Here is a 17,975-nt window from a genome sequence, read left to right as displayed (position 1 = left end):
GCCCTGAAGGCATGGGGGGACCCCCTTCGCGTTGCCTCCCACCTCCGCCTTGCAGCCGCACGCACCCAGCCCCGCTCCTTCTCCCACCCCCATGTGCCCGTCGGTCTTACGCACAACGTCGGGCAAGGACGGCCGGTAAATGAATGCCGGAACAGCCGGGAGGGGTGGCACCGCCGACCGGCGGTGCCACCCCTTCACGGAGCTTCAGACCCTACTGGGGCGTCATCTTGTCGGCGAAGCCCGGGTTCTCCTTCAGCCAGGCGCGGACCGCGTCCTGCTCCTTGCCCTTGCCGGTCGTCTGGATCTTCGCCTCAAGACTGGTGAGCTGGTCCTCGGTCATCTTGAAGTTCTTCAGCCAGCGGCCGACGAGCGGGTTGTCGTCGGAGAAGCCCTTGCGGGTCAGGGTGTGGATGCCGTCGCCCTTCCCCCAGAGGTTCTTGGGGTCCTTGAGCTTCGTGAGGTCGTACTGGTTGTACGCCCAGTGCGGCGACCAGAGCGGGACGACGATCGGTTCCTTCTTGGCGTACGCGCGCTTCAGCTCTGCGAGCATCGAGGGCGTGGAGCCGTCGACGACCTTGTACTCCTTGTCGAGGCCGTACCCCGGAAGGATCTTGTCCTTGAGCAGCCCCGTCTCACCGGCGCTCGGCTCGATGCCGACGACGCGGCCCTTGAAGTCGGCCGCCCTGCCCTTGAGGTCGTCGAGCGAGTCGACGCCCTTCACGTATGAGGGGACGGCCAGCTCCAGGGAGGTGGGGCCGAACCAGGAGCCCATGTCCGCCAGGCGGTCCTGGTACTTCTTCCAGTACGTGGCATGGGTGACCGGGAGCCAGGAGTCGGTCTCGAAGTCGATCTGGCCGTTCGCCATGCCGGTGTAGAGCGCGCCGGCCTCGTACTGCTGCACGTCGACCTTGAAGCCCCGCTCCTCCAGCAGCTCCTTCCAGAGGAAGGTGGAGGCGATGCCCTCGTCCCACGGGATGTATCCCATGCTGATCTTCTGGCCCTTGCCGACGTTCGATGCGTCGTTGGCGGCACCGGTGTCCTGCGACGACGAGCCGAAGATGCCCATACCGCCGGCGACGAGTGCGAGGACGACGACGCCGACGACCGCGACGGCGGGCTGCGGACGGTGGTTCCAGATCTTCAGTCCGCCGGCCACCGACTGGGCCTTGGCGAGGGCGCGGCGGCCCAGCGGGGAGACCTCGCGGCCCAGCGCGCTGGTCATCCGGTCCAGATACATCGCCAGGATGACGATGGAGATGCCCGCCTCGAAGCCGAGGCCGACGTCGACGTTGCCGATGGCGCGGTAGACGGAGCCGCCGAGGCCGCCGCCGCCGACCATGCCGGCGATGACCACCATGGACAGGCCGAGCATGATGACCTGGTTGATGCCCGCCATCATCGTGGGCAGGGCGAGCGGCAGCTGCACCCGCAGCAGGGTGTTGCGCGAGGTGGTGCCGAAGGCCTCGGCCGCCTCGACGAGTTCACCGTCGACCTGACGGATACCGAGCTCGGTCATCCGGACGCCTGGGGGCAGCGCGAAGACGATGGTGGCGATGATGCCGGGCACGACACCGACGCCGAAGAAGATGACGCCGGGGATCAGATAGACCATGGCGGGCATGGTCTGCATGAAGTCGAGGACCGGCCGGATCACCGCGGACACCGTCTTGGAGCGCGCCGCCCAGATGCCGAGCGGGACGGCCAGGACCAGCGTGACGATGGTCGCGACGAGCACCAGCGTGAGGGTGTCCATCGCTTCGTCCCACAGCTCGACCGAGTCGATGAGCGCGAAGCCCACGAAGGCGAGAACACCCGCGAGCAGACCGCGCAGCCACCAGGCGATGACGGCGACGATGCCCGCGAAGAGCAGCGGGGCGGGGGCGGAGAGGACGGCGGCTATGCCGTCGAACATGCCGCCGACGGCGGCGCTGATCGCGTCGAACAGCCAGGCCAGGTGGGTCTGCAGCCAGTCGACCGCACTGTTCACCCATTCACCGAGCGGGAGCCTAAACATCGGCGGCCACCTTCTTCGCAGTGGTCGTGACGTCCTGCTTCGCAAGGGTCGTGGCGTCCTGCGCGAGCTCGATGGGGGTCATCGGCTCGCCGAGGACGGCAAGCAGTCGGGACCGGGGTACGACCCCGACGAGCTCGCCCTTGGCGTCGGTCACGGCGACCGCGACACCACTGCGCGAGCACGGCGTGAACAGCTCGATGATCGGCGTGGATTCGGAGACCGTGGCCGGCGCCGCCCTGAGGACGTCGTCGGGGGTACGCAGTTCCTTGCCGTCGTCGCACGTGGTGCCCATGACGGTGTGCGGCTCGGCCATGACGGCGCCCGCGGTCAGCACCCGGGAACGGTCGACGTCCTGAGTGAAGGAGGCGACGTAGTCGTTGGCGGGGGTGACGAGGATGTCCTCGGCGGTACCCAGCTGGACGATCCGCCCGTCCCGCATCACGGCGATCCGGTCGCCGAGGCGCATGGCCTCGTTGAGGTCGTGGGTGATGAAGACGATGGTCTTCTTCAGCCGCTTCTGCAGTTCGAGCAGCTGGTCCTGCATGTCGCGGCGGATCAGCGGGTCCAGTGCGCTGAACGACTCGTCCATCAGGAGCAGGTCGGCGTCGGTGGCGAGGGCGCGGGCCAGGCCGACGCGCTGCTGCATACCGCCGGACAGCTCGTCGGGCCAGGACTTCTCCCAGCCGGCGAGGCCGGTCAGCTCCAGCGCCTCGGCGGCGCGCTTCTCGCGCTCGGCGCGCGGCACACCCTGCACTTCGAGGCCGTACGCGGCGTTCTCCAGGACGCTCCGGTGCGGGAACAGGGCGAAGTGCTGGAAGACCATGCTGATCTTCGAGGAGCGTACGGCGCGGAGTTCACGGGGGCTCAGGGCGGTCAGGTCCTGGCCGTCGAACAGCACGCGTCCGGCTGTGGGGTCCAGCAGCCCGTTGAGCATCCGCAGCAACGTGGACTTGCCGGATCCGGACAGACCCATCACGACGAAGATCTGGCCCGGTTCCACGGTGAACGAGGCGTCGATCACCGCTGCGGTCGTTCCGTCGGCGCGCAGCGCGTCGCGGTCCGTGCCGCTCTCGAGCTTCTGCACGGCTTGATCGGGTCGTCTGCCGAACACCTTGTACAGGTGGTCGGCTTGCAGCCTTGACACATACACCTCACGCGTTGAACCGAAGACGGTCCCCCGCCCCCTCCGGCAGACCGTGGAGCGGCGCGGATTCGGTCCGCTTGGCACGCGCTGCGGTAAAAATGGCGACGTGGTCCGCTCCGATGGCGCGCCTGCCCGCACTTACCCGGGCCAAACAAAACAGTGACCCAGTTCACTTCCGGGCCGGTGTCAGTGCGGTGCGGCATCATCGGGGTGTGACGCGACGCCTGATGCTCCTCGACACTGCTTCCCTCTATTACCGCGCCTACTTCGGGGTCCCCGATTCGGTGCGCGCACCGGACGGCACGCCGGTGAACGCCGTGCGCGGTCTGCTCGACTTCATCGGGCGGCTCGTCCAGGACCACCGGCCGGACGACCTGGTGGCCTGCATGGACGCGGACTGGCGGCCGCACTGGCGGGTCGAGGTGATCCCGTCGTACAAGGCGCACCGGGTCGCGGTGGAGACCGCCGACGGGCTGCCCGACGAGGAGGAGACCCCCGACACACTGGCGCCGCAGGTTCCGATCATCGAGGACGTGCTCGACGCGCTCGGGATCGCCCGGGTCGGTGTAGCGGAGTACGAGGCGGACGACGTGATCGGCACGCTGACCGGTCTCGCCACCGGCCCGGTGGACATCGTGACCGGCGACCGGGACCTCTACCAGCTGGTCGACGACGCCCGTGAGGTGCGGGTCCTCTACCCACTGAAGGGGGTCGGGTCGCTGCAGCTGACGGACGAGACGTGGCTGCGCGAGAAGTACGGGGTGGACGGCCCGGGCTATGCCGATCTGGCGCTGCTCCGCGGCGACCCCAGCGACGGGCTGCCGGGGGTCCCGGGCATCGGTGAGAAGACGGCGGCGAAGCTGCTGGACACCTTCGGTGATCTGGCCGGGATCATGGCCGCGGTGGACGATCCGGCGGCGAAGCTGACTCCCTCGCAGCGCAAGCGGCTCGACGAGGCACGGGACTACGTGGCCGTCGCGCCCACCGTGGTCCGGGTCGCGGGTGACGTACCGCTGCCCGCCTTCGATCCGGCGCTGCCCACCGAGCCGCGGGACCCCGCCGCCCTCGAAGCGCTGGCCGGCCAGTGGGGACTGGGCGGTGCCCTGCAGCGGCTGCTCTCCACGCTCCGGGCCTGAGGTGCTAACTTAGGCAAGCCTAAGGTCGACCATTGAGGGGTGGGGGAAGGAGCGGGGCGGGGGTGCGTGCCCCAGCGCCGTGACGCCACCCCTCCCCATTGCCGGTCGGTCTCAGTATGTGGAGCAGGGAGAACCTCGTGGCAGAACGACCGGTGCGGCAGGCACCCACGGCGCAGGGGGCCCAGGTCCTGCGCACCGAGCGGATCACCCCGCACATGGTGCGGGTGGTGCTGGGCGGTGACGGCCTGGCCGGCTTCGCGCTGTCCGGGTTCACCGACCACTACGTCAAGCTGTGCTTCGCGCCCGAGGGCGCCGACTACGCGCACCCGTTCGACATGGCCCGGATCCGCGAGGAGTATCCGCGCGAACTGTGGCCGACCACCCGTACCTACACGGTGCGTTCCTGGGACCCGGTCGCCCGGGAGCTGGCGATCGACTTCGTGGTCCATGGCGACGAGGGCCTGGCGGGCCCGTGGGCGCTCCGCGCCGCTCCGGGTGACCAGGTGACCTTCCTGGGGCCCGGCGGCGGTTACGGACCGGACGCGTCGGCGGACTGGCACCTGCTGGCCGGTGACGAGAGCGCCCTGCCGGCGATCGCGGCGGCTCTGGAGCAGATGCCCGTGGGTGCGGTGGCGCACGCCTACATCGAGGTGGCGGACGCGTCCGAGGAGCAGAAGATCGTGACGGCCGACGGGGTAAAGCTGACCTGGCTGCACCGTGGCGACCGCCCGGTCGGCGAGGCGCTGACCGCGGCCGTGAAGTCCCTGCAGTTCCCGGTGGGCCGGGTGCAGGCGTTCGTGCACGGCGAGGCGGGCTTCGTGAAGGAGATCCGCCGCCATCTGCGGCTCGACCGGCAGATCCCGCTGCCGCAGCTGTCGATCTCCGGCTACTGGCGCCTCGGCCAGAACGACGACGCGTGGCGCTCGGTGAAGCGCGAATGGAACGAGCAGGTGGAGCGGGAGCAGGAGAGCGCCGCGTAGGCCACCCGGCCCGGGCACCTGTGGGTGACTTCCACGCCCCGGTCGCCGTCCGCCCTGGACGGTGACCGGGGCGTCGGCATGCGGTGGGGGCGTGCACGCGACCGGGTCGTCCGCATACGACGCGGCGGCGCGGGCGGACATGCGACCCGGGCGCCCACGTATCGGACGTGCCCCCTCACCCGCCCCCGACCCGCGCCCCCGGTTCGTCGCCGTACGCCCTGGCCGACGCGTCCACGTGCGCGAGCCGGCGCAGCGCGCTGAACATTGCCTCGCCCAGCACCGTGCCGACGACCACACTCTCCACCAGGTCCTCGCGCGCCACCCGCCGTCCCACGTAGTCGAGATCGGCCCGGGCGACCGGTTCGGCGGCGCTCGCGTAGTCGTCGAGCAGCTCGCAGAAGCCTCCGTGCCCGGCCCGCCGCAGCGCGGCCAGCACCCCGGCCAGGGCCTCACCGGCCGGACTTCGCGCCTCCGCCAGCCAGCCGCGCCGTGCCAGCAGCTGGGCCACCTCTTCGCGGGCGTCGTCCAGTTCGGGCCCTGGCTCGTTGCCCTCGAGGGCCGTGATCCGGGTCGCCGCCACGCCCAGCACCCCGTGCACCGGCTGCGCAGGGTCGTCGATCGCCCGGAGTACGTCACCGATCGCGGAGAGCGAGAGTCCGCCGACGTCCAGAAGGGCACGGATCAGCTTCAGCCGGCGCTCGTGCCCGGAGTCGTACGACGCCTGGTTCGGGCTGGTCAACTCCCCTGGGGGCAGGAGCCCTTCCCGTACGTAGAACTTGATCGTCGCCACTGAAACTCCGGACCTGCGGCTCAACTCACTGATGCGCACGCTGCGTTCTCCCTGTCCGCTCTTGCCAACTCCGCGCTCCATCATAGATAGTTTTGCTATCGGATAGCAGAGAGTCTCACTATCCATAAAGTTGGTCCTCACAGGGGGTACACCCATGCCGTCATGGCGTTCCTGGCACCGCCCGTTAGTCCTCTTCGCCGCCGCGATGGCCGTCATGGCCGTCGTCTCCGCAGTGGGACTCCTGGTCGACGACCGGGTCCTCGCAGGCTCGGCGATCTGGTTAAAGCCTTTCAAGTTCGCAGTCTCGTTCGTGGCATACGCCCTGGCGCTCGCCTGGATGCTGACGCTCCTCACCCGCGGCCGGCGCACCGGCTGGTGGGCCGGGACCGTGGTCATGGTCTCCAGCCTCACCGAGATGGTGCTCATCACCACGCAGGTCATCCGCGGGAAGCGCAGCCACTTCAACCACACCACCCCGTTCGACGAGCGGCTGTTCACCGCGATGGGCGTCACCGTCGCCGTCCTCTGGACCGGAACCCTGGTCATCGCGATCCTGTTGCTGCGCGCCCGCATCCAGGACCGAGCCGCCGCCCTCGCGATCCGCTCGGGGGTGTTCATAGCGCTGGTGGGCGCGGGATTCGGCTTCCTGATGACGCAGCCGACTCCCGAGCAGCGGGCTGCCGGGAACCTCGACACCGCGGATGTGATCGGCGCACACTCGGTCGGCGTACCCGACGGCGGCCCCTCGATGCCGCTCACGGGCTGGTCGACGACCGGCGGCGATCTGCGCATCCCCCACTTCGTCGGCATGCATGCGCTCCAGTTGCTCCCGTTGCTCCTGCTCGCCCTGGTGGCGCTGGCGCCACGCTTTCCCCGGCTGGGCGAACCGCGGGTCCGGCTGCGCCTGATGGCCGTCGCATCGGGGGCGTACGCGGCGGTCGTCGCCCTCGTCACGTGGCAGGCGCTGCGCGGGCAGTCACTGATTCATCCGGACGGCGCGACGCTCACCGCCGCGGGGCTCGCCCTGGCCGCCACCGCCGCCGGAACGTATGCGGCGCTGCGGACGATTCCCGTATCCCGTACCGCAGATTCCGGCGAGCAGGAGCTCATGGCATGACCGGCGCACTCTTCGAGGTCTCGTTCTGGCTGGCAGCGCCCTTCTGGCTGCTCATGATCCTGGCGCCGCACTGGCGGCCCACCGCGCGCCTCGCGGCGTCCCCCCTGACCGTCCTGCCGGTGCTGGCCGTGTATCTGATGATGGCTGTGCCGGTCTTCCCCGAACTGTGGACTGCCGTGCGCAGCCCCGACATCGACACGTTCCGTGACCTGACCGTGCTGGCGAACGGGGCAGGGGCGATCTGGGCGCAGGTCATCGCGTGGGATCTGCTGCTCGGCCAGTGGATGTTCCTGGAAGGCCGCCGGCTGGGTGTCCCCACGCTGGTGATGAGCCCTCTGCTGGTGCTGACGATTCTGCTGTCACCGTTCGGCCTGCTGGTCTTTCTGGTGCTGCGCGCGGCCCGGAAGCCGAAGAGCCGGCCCGGGAAGACCTTCCCGGACCGATTCCACGACGCGGCGCTCTCCTGACCCCGCGGCCGCACGCACCGTCAGACGGACTTCTGGTACGAGCGGAAGGTGCGGGTCGACAGCCAGACCGCCACCGCCGCGAGGACGAGCAGCGCTCCCCCGCGGCTGAGCACCAGCCCCCAGTCGGGATCGGCGGTCAGTGCCGAACGGCCCGCCACCATCGCCCAGTTGACCGGATTGAAGTCGGCGATCCGACGCATCCAGGACGGCATCTGGCTCGGCGCCATGAACGAGGACGAGAGAAAGGTCAGCGGCAGCAACAGGAACGTGTTGATACCGATGATCGACTCACGCTGGCGGACCAGCATCCCGAGCGCGTTGGAGAGCGCACCGAAGACCGTACCGAGCAGGATCGAGGCGACGAGCAGGATCAGCAGCCCGCCCGCACCACCCGGGTACGTCGCACCGGCGGCCCAGCCGAGCAGCACGATGATGACCGACTGGGCGGCGGTACTGATGCCGTTCTGCACGACGTTGGCGTTCATCAGCGCGTTCCGGCTGACCGGGGTGGTCAGGAAGCGGTTGAGCGTGCCCCGCTCGATCTCCTCCAGGGTGCCCATTCCGGCCCACATGCTCGATCCGAGGGCGCTCATCACGACGATGCCGGGGATCAGGTAGTCCAGATAGGACGTGGTGCCGAAGCCGCCGAGCTCGACGACCTTCTTGAAGAGGTTGCCGAACAGGAACAGCCAGATCACCGGCTGGACCAGGGAGATCGCCAGGAAGACCGGCTGCCTGATGATCGCCATGAGCTGACGTTGGGTCATGTACCAGGTCTGGGCGATGACATGGCTGCTCATCGGGTGCCTCCTGCGGCGACCGTGGCGGGGATCTGCTGGGCGTCCGCGGCCTCGGCCTCGGCGAAGCGGCGTCCGGCGTAGCGCAGATAGACGTCGTCGAGAGAGGGGCGGGCGACGGTGGCGGCGGCGACCGTCGCGCCGGCCCGGTCCAGGGCGCCGAGCAGTACGGGGACGGCGGCAGCGCCGTCCTCGGCTCGGACACTGACCCGGCGGCCATCGGCCAGCACCTCGTACACCCCGGGCAGTCCGGTGAGCGCGGCGGTGACGGTCGCACGGTCCCCGTCGGTGCGCAGCTCCATATGGACGGCGTCGCCGCGGAGTTCGCCCTTGAGTTCGTCGGGGGTGCCCTCGACGACGATCCGGCCGCGGTCGACGATCGCGATGCGTTCGGCGAGCCGGTCGGCCTCCTCCAGATAGTGCGTGGTGAGCACGATGGTCAGGCCCTCGTCACCGGCCAGTCGGGCGATCTCGTCCCACATGGCCGTACGGGCCTCGGGGTCGAGTCCGGTGGTGGGCTCGTCCAGGAAGAGCACCTCGGGGCGGTGGACCAGGCCGAGCGCCACGTCCAGACGCCGCTGCATTCCGCCGGAGTACCCCTTGACCTGCCGCTTCCCCGCATCTGCGAGGTCGAAGCGGTCCAGCAGCTCATCGGCGCGGCGCTGGACCGCGGCGCCCCGCATTCCGTACAGCCTGCCCTGCAGCAGCAGGTTCTCCCGGCCGGTGGCGACCGGGTCGGCGCCGGATTTCTGGGCGACGACGCCGATCGCGCGGCGGACCCGGTCGGGGTGGCGCAGCACGTCGTGCCCGGCGACGCTCGCGGCGCCGGAGTCGGGGCGGGCGAGGGTAGTGAGGATCTTGACGGTGGTGGACTTCCCGGCGCCGTTGGGGCCGAGAAGTCCGAAGACCGTGCCGGCACCGACGGTGAGGTCCATGCCGTTCAGCGCTGTGACATCGCCGGGATAGGTCTTGATCAGTTGTCGCGCCTCTACTGCGGGCGCACGGGTGCTCATGACGGAGCTCTCCTGTGGTCAGCGGGGTGTTCGGACATGCCGAACCGGTCCGCGTGAAGAGAGCCGGGCTATCCTTGGTGTGCCGCACCTCGATCGCCTGGCTCGCCCTCACGGCATGGCCGGTCCGGGGTTCGAGACCCTGGCGGGCGCTGCTCCAACAGCTCCTGCCAGGGTCTTTCTCTTTCTCCGGTACCGCTTGTCGCTGCTTCTTCGGTACCGCTCGGCGCTACGCCCTCCGTTCGGGATCGAGAACGATCTCCTGTTCGTCCAGGTCCCGCCAGTCCTGCGGAACCTCGCCGGTCGCATGGAAGGACTTCCACTCCTCGATGCCACTGATCGTGGCGTCGAGAAGCTCGGTACGGAATTTCTTGATCCACTCCAGCTGGGCATCGATCATGTGGAGCTGGTATTCGATCTCCACCACGAAGACCCGGGGCAGCTTCTCCGTCAGCTGGCCGAGGATGCCCCGGATCGCCGCGGACTGGACCGCCAGCGCCGCCTCCCGGGCCTCCAACAGCTCCGCGACATCCTCCGGGGGCAGCACCGGCAGCAGCGAGAGCGCGGTCTCGAAGGCCGGGTACTCGGCGGCCGGGACGGCGAGCAGATCGGAGAGCCAGTCGACCATCTCGGCACGCCCCGCCTCGGTGATGCCGTAGAGCGTGCGCTCGGGGCGGTTGCCCTGGCGCTGCACGCCGGCCACCTCGACGTACCCGTGCTTCTCCAGGTTCTGGACCACGGTGTACAGCGAGCCGAAATTGATCTTGACGCTGTGTTCCTTGCCGCGCCGGCGAAGCGTCTGGGCGATCTCGTACGGATGCATGGACCGCTCGGCGAGCAGCACCATCACCGTGAGCGCCAGTGGATTGCTGAGCTTGCGCCGCTTGGCCACCACCCCCACCACCCTTCCACTTCGTCAACGAATACTCGCTTACGAACATATCGCGACCACTCTTACGCGTCAACCACGATGTATCGCGAATTCGCGGCGACGTGGAAAGATTTCACGCACTGACCGATCCGCGCCGCTTCCGGCTCCAGATCACCCCCGCGAAGCCGATGCGCATCCTGGGAGGAAGCCCGCGTGAAAGGAGCCGAAGCCGTGCACATCAGCAGGGTGTCGACGAGCGACACGGTGCTGCCGGACGAGCCGGCCTGGGGCGCGTCAGGCATAGGAATCACCGTCGAGCCGACCGGCGGCTCCGTGCAGCCGACGTCCGCTCCACCGGCACCGCCGACCTTCCCGACCGCTTGAGGGGCCCCTCCCATGACCATCTCGGTGGCACTGTTCACCTCCGATCTGCGGTTGCACGACAACCCCGTTCTGCATGCCGCGGTGCGCGGCGCAGACGCCGTCGTCCCCCTCTTCGTCGAGGACGACGGCATCCGCCGGACCGGATTCGACGCGCCGAACCGGCGGGCGTTCCTCGCCGACTGCCTCGTCGATCTCGACGCGGGGCTGCGCCGCCGCGGCGGCCGGCTGATCGTCCGCAGCGCCGACGTGGTGGCGGGGGCCTGCGCCGCGGTCGCGGAGACGGGTGCGGAGAATCTGCACATCGCGGCCGGGGTGAGCGGGTACGCGAGGGAGCGCGAGGAGCGCCTGCGTACGGCTCTCGGGTCTGTCGGCTGCACCCTGCACGTCCATGACGCGGTGGTCACCGCGCTCGCGCCGGGCCTGGTCGTCCCGGCGGGCCGTGACCATTTCGCGGTGTTCACCCCGTACTTCCGCCATTGGGCGGCGACGAAAATACGGGGCACACTGGCCGCGCCGCGGACGGTACGGGTGCCGGACGCAGCGACGTCCGCACCGCTGCCCACGCGAGCGGAGGTGCGGGGCGTCTCCCCGGGGCTTGCCGAGGGCGGCGAGACGGCCGGGCGCAGGCTGCTGGCCTCCTGGCTGCACGGCCCGATGGCCAACTACGGGACCGGCCACGACGACCTCGCCGGGGACGCGACATCCCGGCTGTCGCCGTTTCTGCACTTCGGCTGTCTCTCCGCCGCCGAACTGGTGCACCGGGCGCGGGAGAAGGGCGGACCGGGCGCCTACGCGTTCGTACGGCAGCTGGCCTGGCGGGACTTCCACCACCAGGTTCTCGCCGCCCGGCCGGACGCCGCATGGGCCGACTACCGCCCCCGCGGCGACCGGTGGCGGTCCGACCCCGCCGAGATCGAGGCATGGCGTGCCGGGCTCACCGGCTATCCGCTGGTCGACGCTGCGATGCGACAGCTGGCGCACGAGGGCTGGATGCACAACTGGGGCCGGATGCTGGTCGCGAGTTTCCTCACCAAGACGCTGTACGTGGACTGGCGCGTCGGCGCCCGGCATTTCCTCGATCTGCTGGTCGACGGGGACCTGGCGAACAATCAGCTCAACTGGCAGTGGGTGGCGGGCACCGGCACGGACACCCGCCCCAACCGCGTACTCAATCCGCTGATCCAGGGCAAGCGGTTCGATCCGCAGGGCGCGTACGTGCGGCGCTGGGTGCCGGAACTGGCGGACGTGGACAGCGCTGCGGTGCACGAGCCGTGGAAACTCACCGGCCCGGACCGGGCCCGGCTCCGGTATCCGGATCCGGTGGTGGATCTGGCCGAGGCCCGCGCCCGCTTCGAACGGGCGCGCAGCCTCGGCTGACAGCCGACCTTCGGCGGCGTACGACAGGGGCGCGATCCCGCCACACTGGAGGAAGCCCCTGCACGTCCCGCTACCGGGGTACGGGGACCGGGCCCTGCGCACACTCGAGCCGGCGGCCCTGGCCCGGCGTCTGGGCGCCCAGGAATCAGCAGATCCACGTGGTCCGAAATGTACACATAAGGCTGAGATAAGCGCAGAATGGTGGAGCAGGCGACGACAGCGCACCCCCTCACACCACGGTCGGGCCTGCAGGACGGAAGGAGACGACTCTCATGTCCAACGTCTCACACACCCGCGCTGACATCACCAGTCACCCGGATGTTTCCGAAATGCGGGAGCGCTATGCCCGCATGCTCGGTGGTCGCGATGTGGCGCTCGTCGACGGACCGGTGTTCCTCGTCGGCCTCTACTGCGCCATCTCGCCCTGGGTACTTCACTTCACTGCAAGCCATCCCACCCTCGTGCAGCACAACCTGATCATGGGGATCGCGATCGCGGTGCTGGGACTGGGGTTCACGGTGATGCCGGACCGGATGTACGGCCTGAGCTGGGCCATCTGCGCCATGGGCATCTGGATGATCATCTCGCCGTGGGTCGTCGCCAGCAGCCCCGACATGGGCGTCATCCTCAACAACGTCATCATCGGCGGTCTGGCCGTACTGCTGGGGCTGGTCTGCGTCGCAGTGGCGATGAAGAGCAATCGGACCTAGGGCGGTCCCTGAACGACGAAGGAGCGTGAGCTTCCGGCCGGTCGGCACCCAGCGGGCCGGCCGAAGCGCGTCCGGGGATGGTCCGGGGACATGTCCACCAGTCGGCGTCCCGCCGTCGGGCCCGATGGACGGCCTGCCGTACCGGCCCGGCAATACCGCGCTCGGCGACGACGCGTCCACGCCCTTCGATCGGCGGACGGGCTGGATGTGCCCGGCAGATCCAGCCCGTCCGGTCGTCCGAGGACCGGAGTCCGGGGCAGAGCCCCGCCCCGCGCGGCGGAGCCGCCCATCAGATGCAGCGGGAAGAGGCGGGGCTCCGCCAGGACCGCCGCAGGCGCCCCACCACGGCCCGGTCGACCGAACCCGCAGCACACACCCCGTCACCCCACCGAGCTGTACGCCACAACCCCCCGGAGCACCGCATCCGTTGCCTTGCGTGCAGTGCGCGCCACGGACCCGGCGCCCGCGCCCGGCGGCGCCGCGGCCGCGATCTGCCCCAGCACATCGATGACCTGCTTGCACCACCGCACGAAGTCCCCCGCGGGCATGTCCGCCTCGCGCAGCACCTCGTCCAGCGTCCGCCCCGACGCCCACATATAGACGGCCCAGGCGAATCCGAGATCGGGTTCCCGCTGCCCGACCCCCTCCGCCTGGTTGATCTTGAAGTCCTCCTCCAGAGCATCGAGTCGTCCCCAGATACGGACCATCTCGGCCATCGCCGTCTTCGCCGGGCCGGACGGCAGCTTGGGCGCCACGGCGTCGTCCGCCTGCCGCGCCTCGTACACCAGTGCCGACACACACGCGGCGAGCTCCGCCGGGTTCAGCCCTTCCCAGACCCCTGCCCGCAGGCACTCGCTGGCCAGCAGGTCCAGTTCGCCGTAGAGCCGGGCCAATCGCCGCCCGTGCTCGGTGACTTCACTGCCGCGCAGATAGTCGAGCTCGGTGAGGAGCGCCACGATCCGGTCGAAGGTGCGGGCGATCGTGTTCGTCCGCCCCTCGATGCGCCGCTCCAGCTGCTTCGTGTCCCGCTGCAGCCGGTGGTAGCGCTCCGCCCACCGCGCATGGTCCTCGCGCTCGTTGCACCCATGGCACGGGTGAGCCCGCAACTCGGCCCGGTAGCGGGCGATCTGCTGGTCGTCGGCGGCCTCGGCCCGACCCCTGCGGTGCCGCTCCGGCACGATGTGCCCCGCCTTGGTCCGCAGGGCCGACGCCAGATCGCGCCTGGACTGCGGCGACCGCGGGTTGAACGACTTCGGCACCCGCATCCGCTCCACCGCCTCGACCGGCACGGGGAAGTCGATCGACGCGAGCCGCTTGACCTGTCGCTCGGCGGTGAGCACCAACGGCCGCGGCCCGTCGTGGTATTCGAGCCCGCGATGCGTGTTGGCCCGCCCGGCGGGCAGCCCCGGGTCCAGCACCAGGGCCAGCCCGGCGAACTTCCCGGTCGGGACATGGATGACGTCGCCCGGCTTCAGCTTCTCCAACGACGCCGCTGCGGCGGCCCGCCGCTGTGACGCGCCGTGCTTGGCAAGCTCCGTCTCCCGGTCCTTGAGGTCACGGCGCAGCTGTGCGTACTCCTCGAAGTCGCCGAGGTGACAGGTCATGCCCTCGCGGTAGCCCTCGAGACCCTCCTCGTTCCTCTGTACCTGCCGGGAGATCCCGACGACCGAGCGGTCGGCCTGGAACTGGGCGAACGAGGTCTCCAGCAGTTCGCGCGACCGGTGCCGGCCGAACTGCTGCACCAGGTTCACGGCCATGTTGTACGAGGGCCGGAAGCTGGACCGCAGCGGATACGTACGCGTGCCTGCGAGTCCGGCCAGCGCCCCCGGGTCCATGCCGCGCTGCCACAGCACCACCGCATGGCCTTCGATGTCGATCCCCCGCCGCCCGGCACGCCCGGTCAGCTGGGTGTACTCGCCCGGAGTGATGTCGGCGTGCTGCTCGCCGTTCCACTTGACGAGCTTCTCCAAGACCACAGATCGCGCCGGCATGTTGATGCCGAGGGCGAGGGTCTCCGTCGCGAAGACCGCCTTGACGAGCCCGCGCACGAACAGTTCCTCGACGACTTCCTTGAAGGTCGGCAGCATGCCCGCGTGGTGCGCGGCGATGCCGCGCTCCAGCCCTTCGAGCCACTCGTAGTAGCCGAGGACATGGAGATCCTCGGGAGGGATGGACGCGGTCCGCTCCTCGACGATCTCCCGCACCAGGCGGCGCTTGCTGTCGTCATTGAGCCGCAGTCCGGCCTGGAGACACTGCTGCACGGCGGCCTCGCAGCCGGCTCGGCTGAAGATGAACGTGATGGCGGGCAACAGGCCTTCGGCGTCCAGCCGGTCGATGACCTCGGGCCTGGACGGGGTCCAGATCCGGCTGCGCTGGCGCCGCTCGCGCTCGCGGTCGGCCTCCCGCACCATCTTTCCGCGGCGGCGCTCGCGCGGGTTGTATCCGCGCTGGCTCTCGATGCGGGCGAGCCGGACGAGGTCGGGGCTGACCTCGCGGCGGCCGGCGCCGCGGCCGCCGTGGTCGGTCTCCTCCTCGAAGAGGTCGTACATCCGGCGGCCGGCCAGGACGTGCTGCCAGAGCGGCACGGGCCGGCTTTCGGAGACGATGACTTCGGTGTCACCGCGGACGGTGTCCAGCCAGTCGCCGAACTCCTCGGCGTTGGACACGGTCGCCGACAGCGACACCAGGGTCACCGAATCGGGCAGATGAATGATCACTTCTTCCCACACCGCGCCACGGAAGCGGTCGGAGAGGTAGTGCACCTCGTCCATCACCACATAGCCGAGACCGCGCAGTGCCTGGGAGCCCGCGTACAGCATGTTCCGCAGCACTTCGGTGGTCATGACGACCACGGGCGCGTCCCCGTTGACACTGTTGTCGCCGGTCAGCAGGCCGACCTTGTCCGGGCCGTAGCGCTTGACCAGATCGGTGAACTTCTGGTTGGACAGGGCCTTGATGGGCGTGGTGTAGAAGCACTTGCGGCCCTGGCGCAGGGCGAGATGCACGGCGAACTCGCCGACGATCGTCTTGCCCGACCCGGTCGGGGCCGCGACCAGCACCCCTTTACCCGCCTCCAGGGCCTTGCATGCATCGATCTGGAACGGGTCCAGACCGAACTCGTACAACTCGCGGAAGGGCGCGAGCGCCGTGGCCTGCTCGGCGGCGCGGATCCGGAAAGCCTGGTAACGCTCAGCTGGTGAGAGGTCCTCTGTCATCTTGGTAACGAGCCTACCCGTCACCTCTGACAGTCAGCGCGCTCTTTAATTCACTGTGCAAGAACCCTGGCCGCGCCCGGCACACAGGTCGCGGTGAGCGGCAGGGCACCGAGCGGTTCACCGTCCGCATACGCGGTGACACCAGCCGCGACCAGCTCGATCGACGAGACCCGGTGCACGGTGACCTGGGGATGGCCGAGGTGCGTGCCCTTGTAGACGCGGGGGAACACCTTGAGCAGGGTGGTACGGCTGCAGTCCCCGACGACGGTCACGTCGAAGAGCCCGTCGTCCATGACGGCGTCCGCGCAGATCCGCATCCCGCCGCCGTACGTGGACCCGTTGCCCACGGCGATGAGCGTCGCCTCGATCTCCTGGACCGGTCCGCCGTCGAGCCTGATGCGGTACGGGATCGGTCTGAACGCGGCGAGTTCGGCGAGGATCGCCAGGTCGTACTTGAACCGCCCGCCGACCCAGCGCATCCGGTTGCCCCGGTCGTTGACCCGGGAGTCGAAGCCGGAGGCGAGCACCGAACCGAACCATCGCTCCCCGACCCTGCCGAGGTCGATCTCGCGGACGCTGCCGCCCTTGAGCGCCTCGGCCGCGAGCCGTCCCGCGGTGGCCGGGTCCCGTATCGGCAGGCCGAGGGCGCGGGCGAAGTCGTTGCCGGTGCCGACGGCGACGACGCCGAGCGGTGTCATGGTCCCGGCCACGGCCTGGAGGGCGAGGGACATCATGCCGTCCCCGCCCACGGCTATGAGCGCACCGGTCCCACCCGCCACGGCCTCACGGGCCCGCCGCAGGGCGTCGTCGGCGTCCTCGCCCAGCACCGTGCGCACGGAGAATCCTGCGGCCCGCAACGCGGAAGCGGCCGGCTGCGCGGCGTGCGCGCCCCGGCCGCGTCCTGCGGTGGGATTGACGAAAAGGGTGATCTCGCTGGTCACCCGGGGGACCTTACAAGGTCAGGTGATGTCGTCGTAACCGTTCACGCGATCACTGTCCGTCCCCGCCTTTGCGGGCAGCGACCCGCCCGTCGACACCGACTCGACCTCACCGATGTCCTCGGGGGTCAGGTCCAGCTCCGACGCCTCGTCATCGGCGGGTCCCGCCGCCGCGCGCAGTGCCTTGCGGCGGTCGTTGAGGAGCGAGACCGCCGTGGCACAGAAGTAGAGGACCCAGATCGGTCCGGCGAGGGCCAGCATGGTGAGCGGATCCGTACTGGGCGTGGCCACGGCGGCGAAGACCGTGATCCCCATGATCATTCCGCGCCACCAGCCGAGCATCCGCTTGCCGGTGATGACCCCGCCGAGGTTCAGCATGACGAGCAGCAGGGGCAGCTCGAAGGAGAGTCCGAAGACCACCACCATGCGCGTGATCAGGTCCAGCAGGTCATCGAGCGGCAGCTGGTTGTCCAGGCCGGCCGGCGAGAAGTCCAGCAGGACCTTGGCCATCGTGGGCAGCGTCTTGTACGCGAAGAAGCCGCCGGCGAGGAAGAGCGGGAAGCCCGCGCCGACGAACGCGAGCGAGTACTTCTTCTCGTGCTTGTGCAGACCGGGGGCGATGAACGCCCACAGCTGGTAGAGCCAGATCGGTGACGACAGGACGAGACCCGCCATGAGGGACACCTTGAGCGCAAGGGTGAACGGCGTCAGCAGACCGTTCAGGACGATGCGCGCACAGGTGCCGTCCTCCTGCTTCGCGAGTTCGGCGAAGCTCGAATGGCAACCGACCGCCTTCAGCACCGGATCGGTGAAGAACTCGATGATCCCTTTGTAGAAGAACGCGGCGACGATCGTGACGGCGACGATCGCCAGCAGAGCCTTCGCCAGCCGGTTACGCAGCTCACGCAGGTGCTCCACCAGGGGCATGCGACCCTCTGGGTCCGTCTCCTGCTTGCGGGCAGACTTGAGCAACCCACGTCCTCATCTCGTGCAGCAGGCCGTCACCACGACGGCGCCTGCGTCGG

16 protein-coding genes are annotated in these 17,975 nt (G+C 69.5%); 7 read left to right on the top strand and 9 right to left on the bottom strand.

Annotated elements, in window-relative coordinates; genetic code table 11:
• Positions 1-211 precede the first annotated feature (211 nt).
• Positions 212-2,014 (bottom strand): ABC transporter permease/substrate binding protein, encoded by a 1,803-nt coding sequence (locus ACNPQM_RS16850; RefSeq protein WP_418084614.1) that lies wholly within the window; start codon positions 2,012-2,014, stop codon positions 212-214.
• Positions 2,007-3,098: a quaternary amine ABC transporter ATP-binding protein gene (locus ACNPQM_RS16845; protein ID WP_418084613.1), complete on the bottom strand. Its 1,092-nt coding sequence runs from the start codon at positions 3,096-3,098 to the stop codon at positions 2,007-2,009. Before ACNPQM_RS16845 ends, ACNPQM_RS16850 begins: the two co-directional genes overlap by 8 nt.
• Positions 3,099-3,385: 287 nt before the next feature.
• On the opposite strand from ACNPQM_RS16845, the gene ACNPQM_RS16840 reads away from it, so the two are divergent.
• Positions 3,386-4,294, top strand: coding sequence for a 5'-3' exonuclease (locus ACNPQM_RS16840; RefSeq protein WP_418084653.1), 909 nt, complete (start codon positions 3,386-3,388; stop codon positions 4,292-4,294).
• A gap of 137 nt (positions 4,295-4,431) precedes the next feature.
• The gene (locus ACNPQM_RS16835) at positions 4,432-5,274 is read left to right on the top strand and encodes a siderophore-interacting protein (protein ID WP_358859890.1); all 843 of its coding nucleotides are present in this window, start codon (positions 4,432-4,434) and stop codon (positions 5,272-5,274) included.
• Between the two features lie 175 nt (positions 5,275-5,449).
• Here the strand turns inward: ACNPQM_RS16835 and ACNPQM_RS16830 are convergent, their stop codons facing one another.
• Positions 5,450-6,064 (bottom strand): MerR family transcriptional regulator, encoded by a 615-nt coding sequence (locus ACNPQM_RS16830; RefSeq protein ID WP_418084612.1) that lies wholly within the window; start codon positions 6,062-6,064, stop codon positions 5,450-5,452.
• Positions 6,065-6,269: 205 nt separating this feature from the next.
• On the opposite strand from ACNPQM_RS16830, the gene ACNPQM_RS16825 reads away from it, so the two are divergent.
• On the top strand, positions 6,270-7,181 hold the full coding sequence (locus ACNPQM_RS16825) for a hypothetical protein (protein WP_418084611.1): 912 nt from the start codon (positions 6,270-6,272) through the stop codon (positions 7,179-7,181).
• Complete coding sequence (locus tag ACNPQM_RS16820) at positions 7,178-7,648, top strand: ABA4-like family protein (protein WP_358859893.1); 471 nt, start codon at positions 7,178-7,180, stop codon at positions 7,646-7,648. Before ACNPQM_RS16825 ends, ACNPQM_RS16820 begins: the two co-directional genes overlap by 4 nt.
• Positions 7,649-7,668: 20 nt before the next feature.
• Here ACNPQM_RS16820 and ACNPQM_RS16815 read toward each other — a convergent pair whose 3' ends face one another.
• From ACNPQM_RS16815 to ACNPQM_RS16805, 3 genes are all read right to left on the bottom strand, one after another.
• Positions 7,669-8,448: an ABC transporter permease gene (locus ACNPQM_RS16815; RefSeq protein ID WP_358859894.1), complete on the bottom strand. Its 780-nt coding sequence runs from the start codon at positions 8,446-8,448 to the stop codon at positions 7,669-7,671.
• Positions 8,445-9,458 (bottom strand): ATP-binding cassette domain-containing protein, encoded by a 1,014-nt coding sequence (locus ACNPQM_RS16810; RefSeq protein ID WP_418084610.1) that lies wholly within the window; start codon positions 9,456-9,458, stop codon positions 8,445-8,447. The genes ACNPQM_RS16815 and ACNPQM_RS16810 overlap by 4 nt, the downstream gene beginning before the upstream one ends.
• A gap of 226 nt (positions 9,459-9,684) precedes the next feature.
• On the bottom strand, positions 9,685-10,347 hold the full coding sequence (locus ACNPQM_RS16805; protein ID WP_418084652.1) for a helix-turn-helix transcriptional regulator: 663 nt from the start codon (positions 10,345-10,347) through the stop codon (positions 9,685-9,687).
• A 210-nt stretch (positions 10,348-10,557) separates the two neighbouring features.
• Between ACNPQM_RS16805 and ACNPQM_RS16800 the strand changes: the two genes are divergently transcribed.
• From ACNPQM_RS16800 to ACNPQM_RS16790, 3 genes are all read left to right on the top strand, one after another.
• Positions 10,558-10,710 (top strand): hypothetical protein, encoded by a 153-nt coding sequence (locus tag ACNPQM_RS16800; protein ID WP_418084609.1) that lies wholly within the window; start codon positions 10,558-10,560, stop codon positions 10,708-10,710.
• 12 nt (positions 10,711-10,722) lie between these two features.
• Complete coding sequence (locus ACNPQM_RS16795) at positions 10,723-12,087, top strand: cryptochrome/photolyase family protein (RefSeq protein ID WP_418084608.1); 1,365 nt, start codon at positions 10,723-10,725, stop codon at positions 12,085-12,087.
• Between the two features lie 272 nt (positions 12,088-12,359).
• Positions 12,360-12,797: an SPW repeat protein gene (locus ACNPQM_RS16790; protein WP_418084607.1), complete on the top strand. Its 438-nt coding sequence runs from the start codon at positions 12,360-12,362 to the stop codon at positions 12,795-12,797.
• Positions 12,798-13,177: 380 nt separating this feature from the next.
• On the opposite strand, the gene ACNPQM_RS16785 is transcribed toward ACNPQM_RS16790, so the two are convergent.
• From ACNPQM_RS16785 to tatC, 3 genes are read right to left on the bottom strand one after another with little or no spacing between them, the layout of a single operon-like run.
• The gene (locus tag ACNPQM_RS16785) at positions 13,178-16,012 is read right to left on the bottom strand and encodes a DEAD/DEAH box helicase (RefSeq protein ID WP_358859900.1); all 2,835 of its coding nucleotides are present in this window, start codon (positions 16,010-16,012) and stop codon (positions 13,178-13,180) included.
• Positions 16,013-16,062: 50 nt separating this feature from the next.
• The gene (locus ACNPQM_RS16780) at positions 16,063-16,953 is read right to left on the bottom strand and encodes a diacylglycerol kinase (RefSeq protein WP_418084606.1); all 891 of its coding nucleotides are present in this window, start codon (positions 16,951-16,953) and stop codon (positions 16,063-16,065) included.
• Between the two features lie 18 nt (positions 16,954-16,971).
• Complete coding sequence (gene tatC / locus ACNPQM_RS16775) at positions 16,972-17,922, bottom strand: twin-arginine translocase subunit TatC (RefSeq protein WP_358859902.1); 951 nt, start codon at positions 17,920-17,922, stop codon at positions 16,972-16,974.
• Between the last annotated feature and the right edge of the window lie 53 nt (positions 17,923-17,975).

Origin of the sequence: Streptomyces sp. NPDC056231, from assembly GCF_048270745.1 — a bacterium.
Taxonomy (GTDB): Bacteria; Actinomycetota; Actinomycetes; order Streptomycetales; family Streptomycetaceae; genus Streptomyces.
The sequence above is the reverse complement of the archived record's forward strand: the minus strand, read 5'-3'. Positions and strand labels throughout refer to the sequence as shown.

Coding starts and splice junctions, on each gene's coding strand:
- ACNPQM_RS16850 (WP_418084614.1), bottom strand. CDS start 2,014: ATGTTTAGGCTCCCGCTCGGTGAATGGGTGAACAGTGCGGTCGACTGG.
- ACNPQM_RS16840 (WP_418084653.1), top strand. CDS start 3,386: ATGCTCCTCGACACTGCTTCCCTCTATTACCGCGCCTACTTCGGGGTC.
- ACNPQM_RS16825 (WP_418084611.1), top strand. CDS start 6,270: ATGGCCGTCATGGCCGTCGTCTCCGCAGTGGGACTCCTGGTCGACGAC.
- ACNPQM_RS16820 (WP_358859893.1), top strand. CDS start 7,178: ATGACCGGCGCACTCTTCGAGGTCTCGTTCTGGCTGGCAGCGCCCTTC.
- ACNPQM_RS16815 (WP_358859894.1), bottom strand. CDS start 8,448: ATGAGCAGCCATGTCATCGCCCAGACCTGGTACATGACCCAACGTCAG.
- ACNPQM_RS16810 (WP_418084610.1), bottom strand. CDS start 9,458: ATGAGCACCCGTGCGCCCGCAGTAGAGGCGCGACAACTGATCAAGACC.
- ACNPQM_RS16795 (WP_418084608.1), top strand. CDS start 10,723: ATGACCATCTCGGTGGCACTGTTCACCTCCGATCTGCGGTTGCACGAC.
- ACNPQM_RS16790 (WP_418084607.1), top strand. CDS start 12,360: ATGTCCAACGTCTCACACACCCGCGCTGACATCACCAGTCACCCGGAT.
- ACNPQM_RS16785 (WP_358859900.1), bottom strand. CDS start 16,012: ATGACAGAGGACCTCTCACCAGCTGAGCGTTACCAGGCTTTCCGGATC.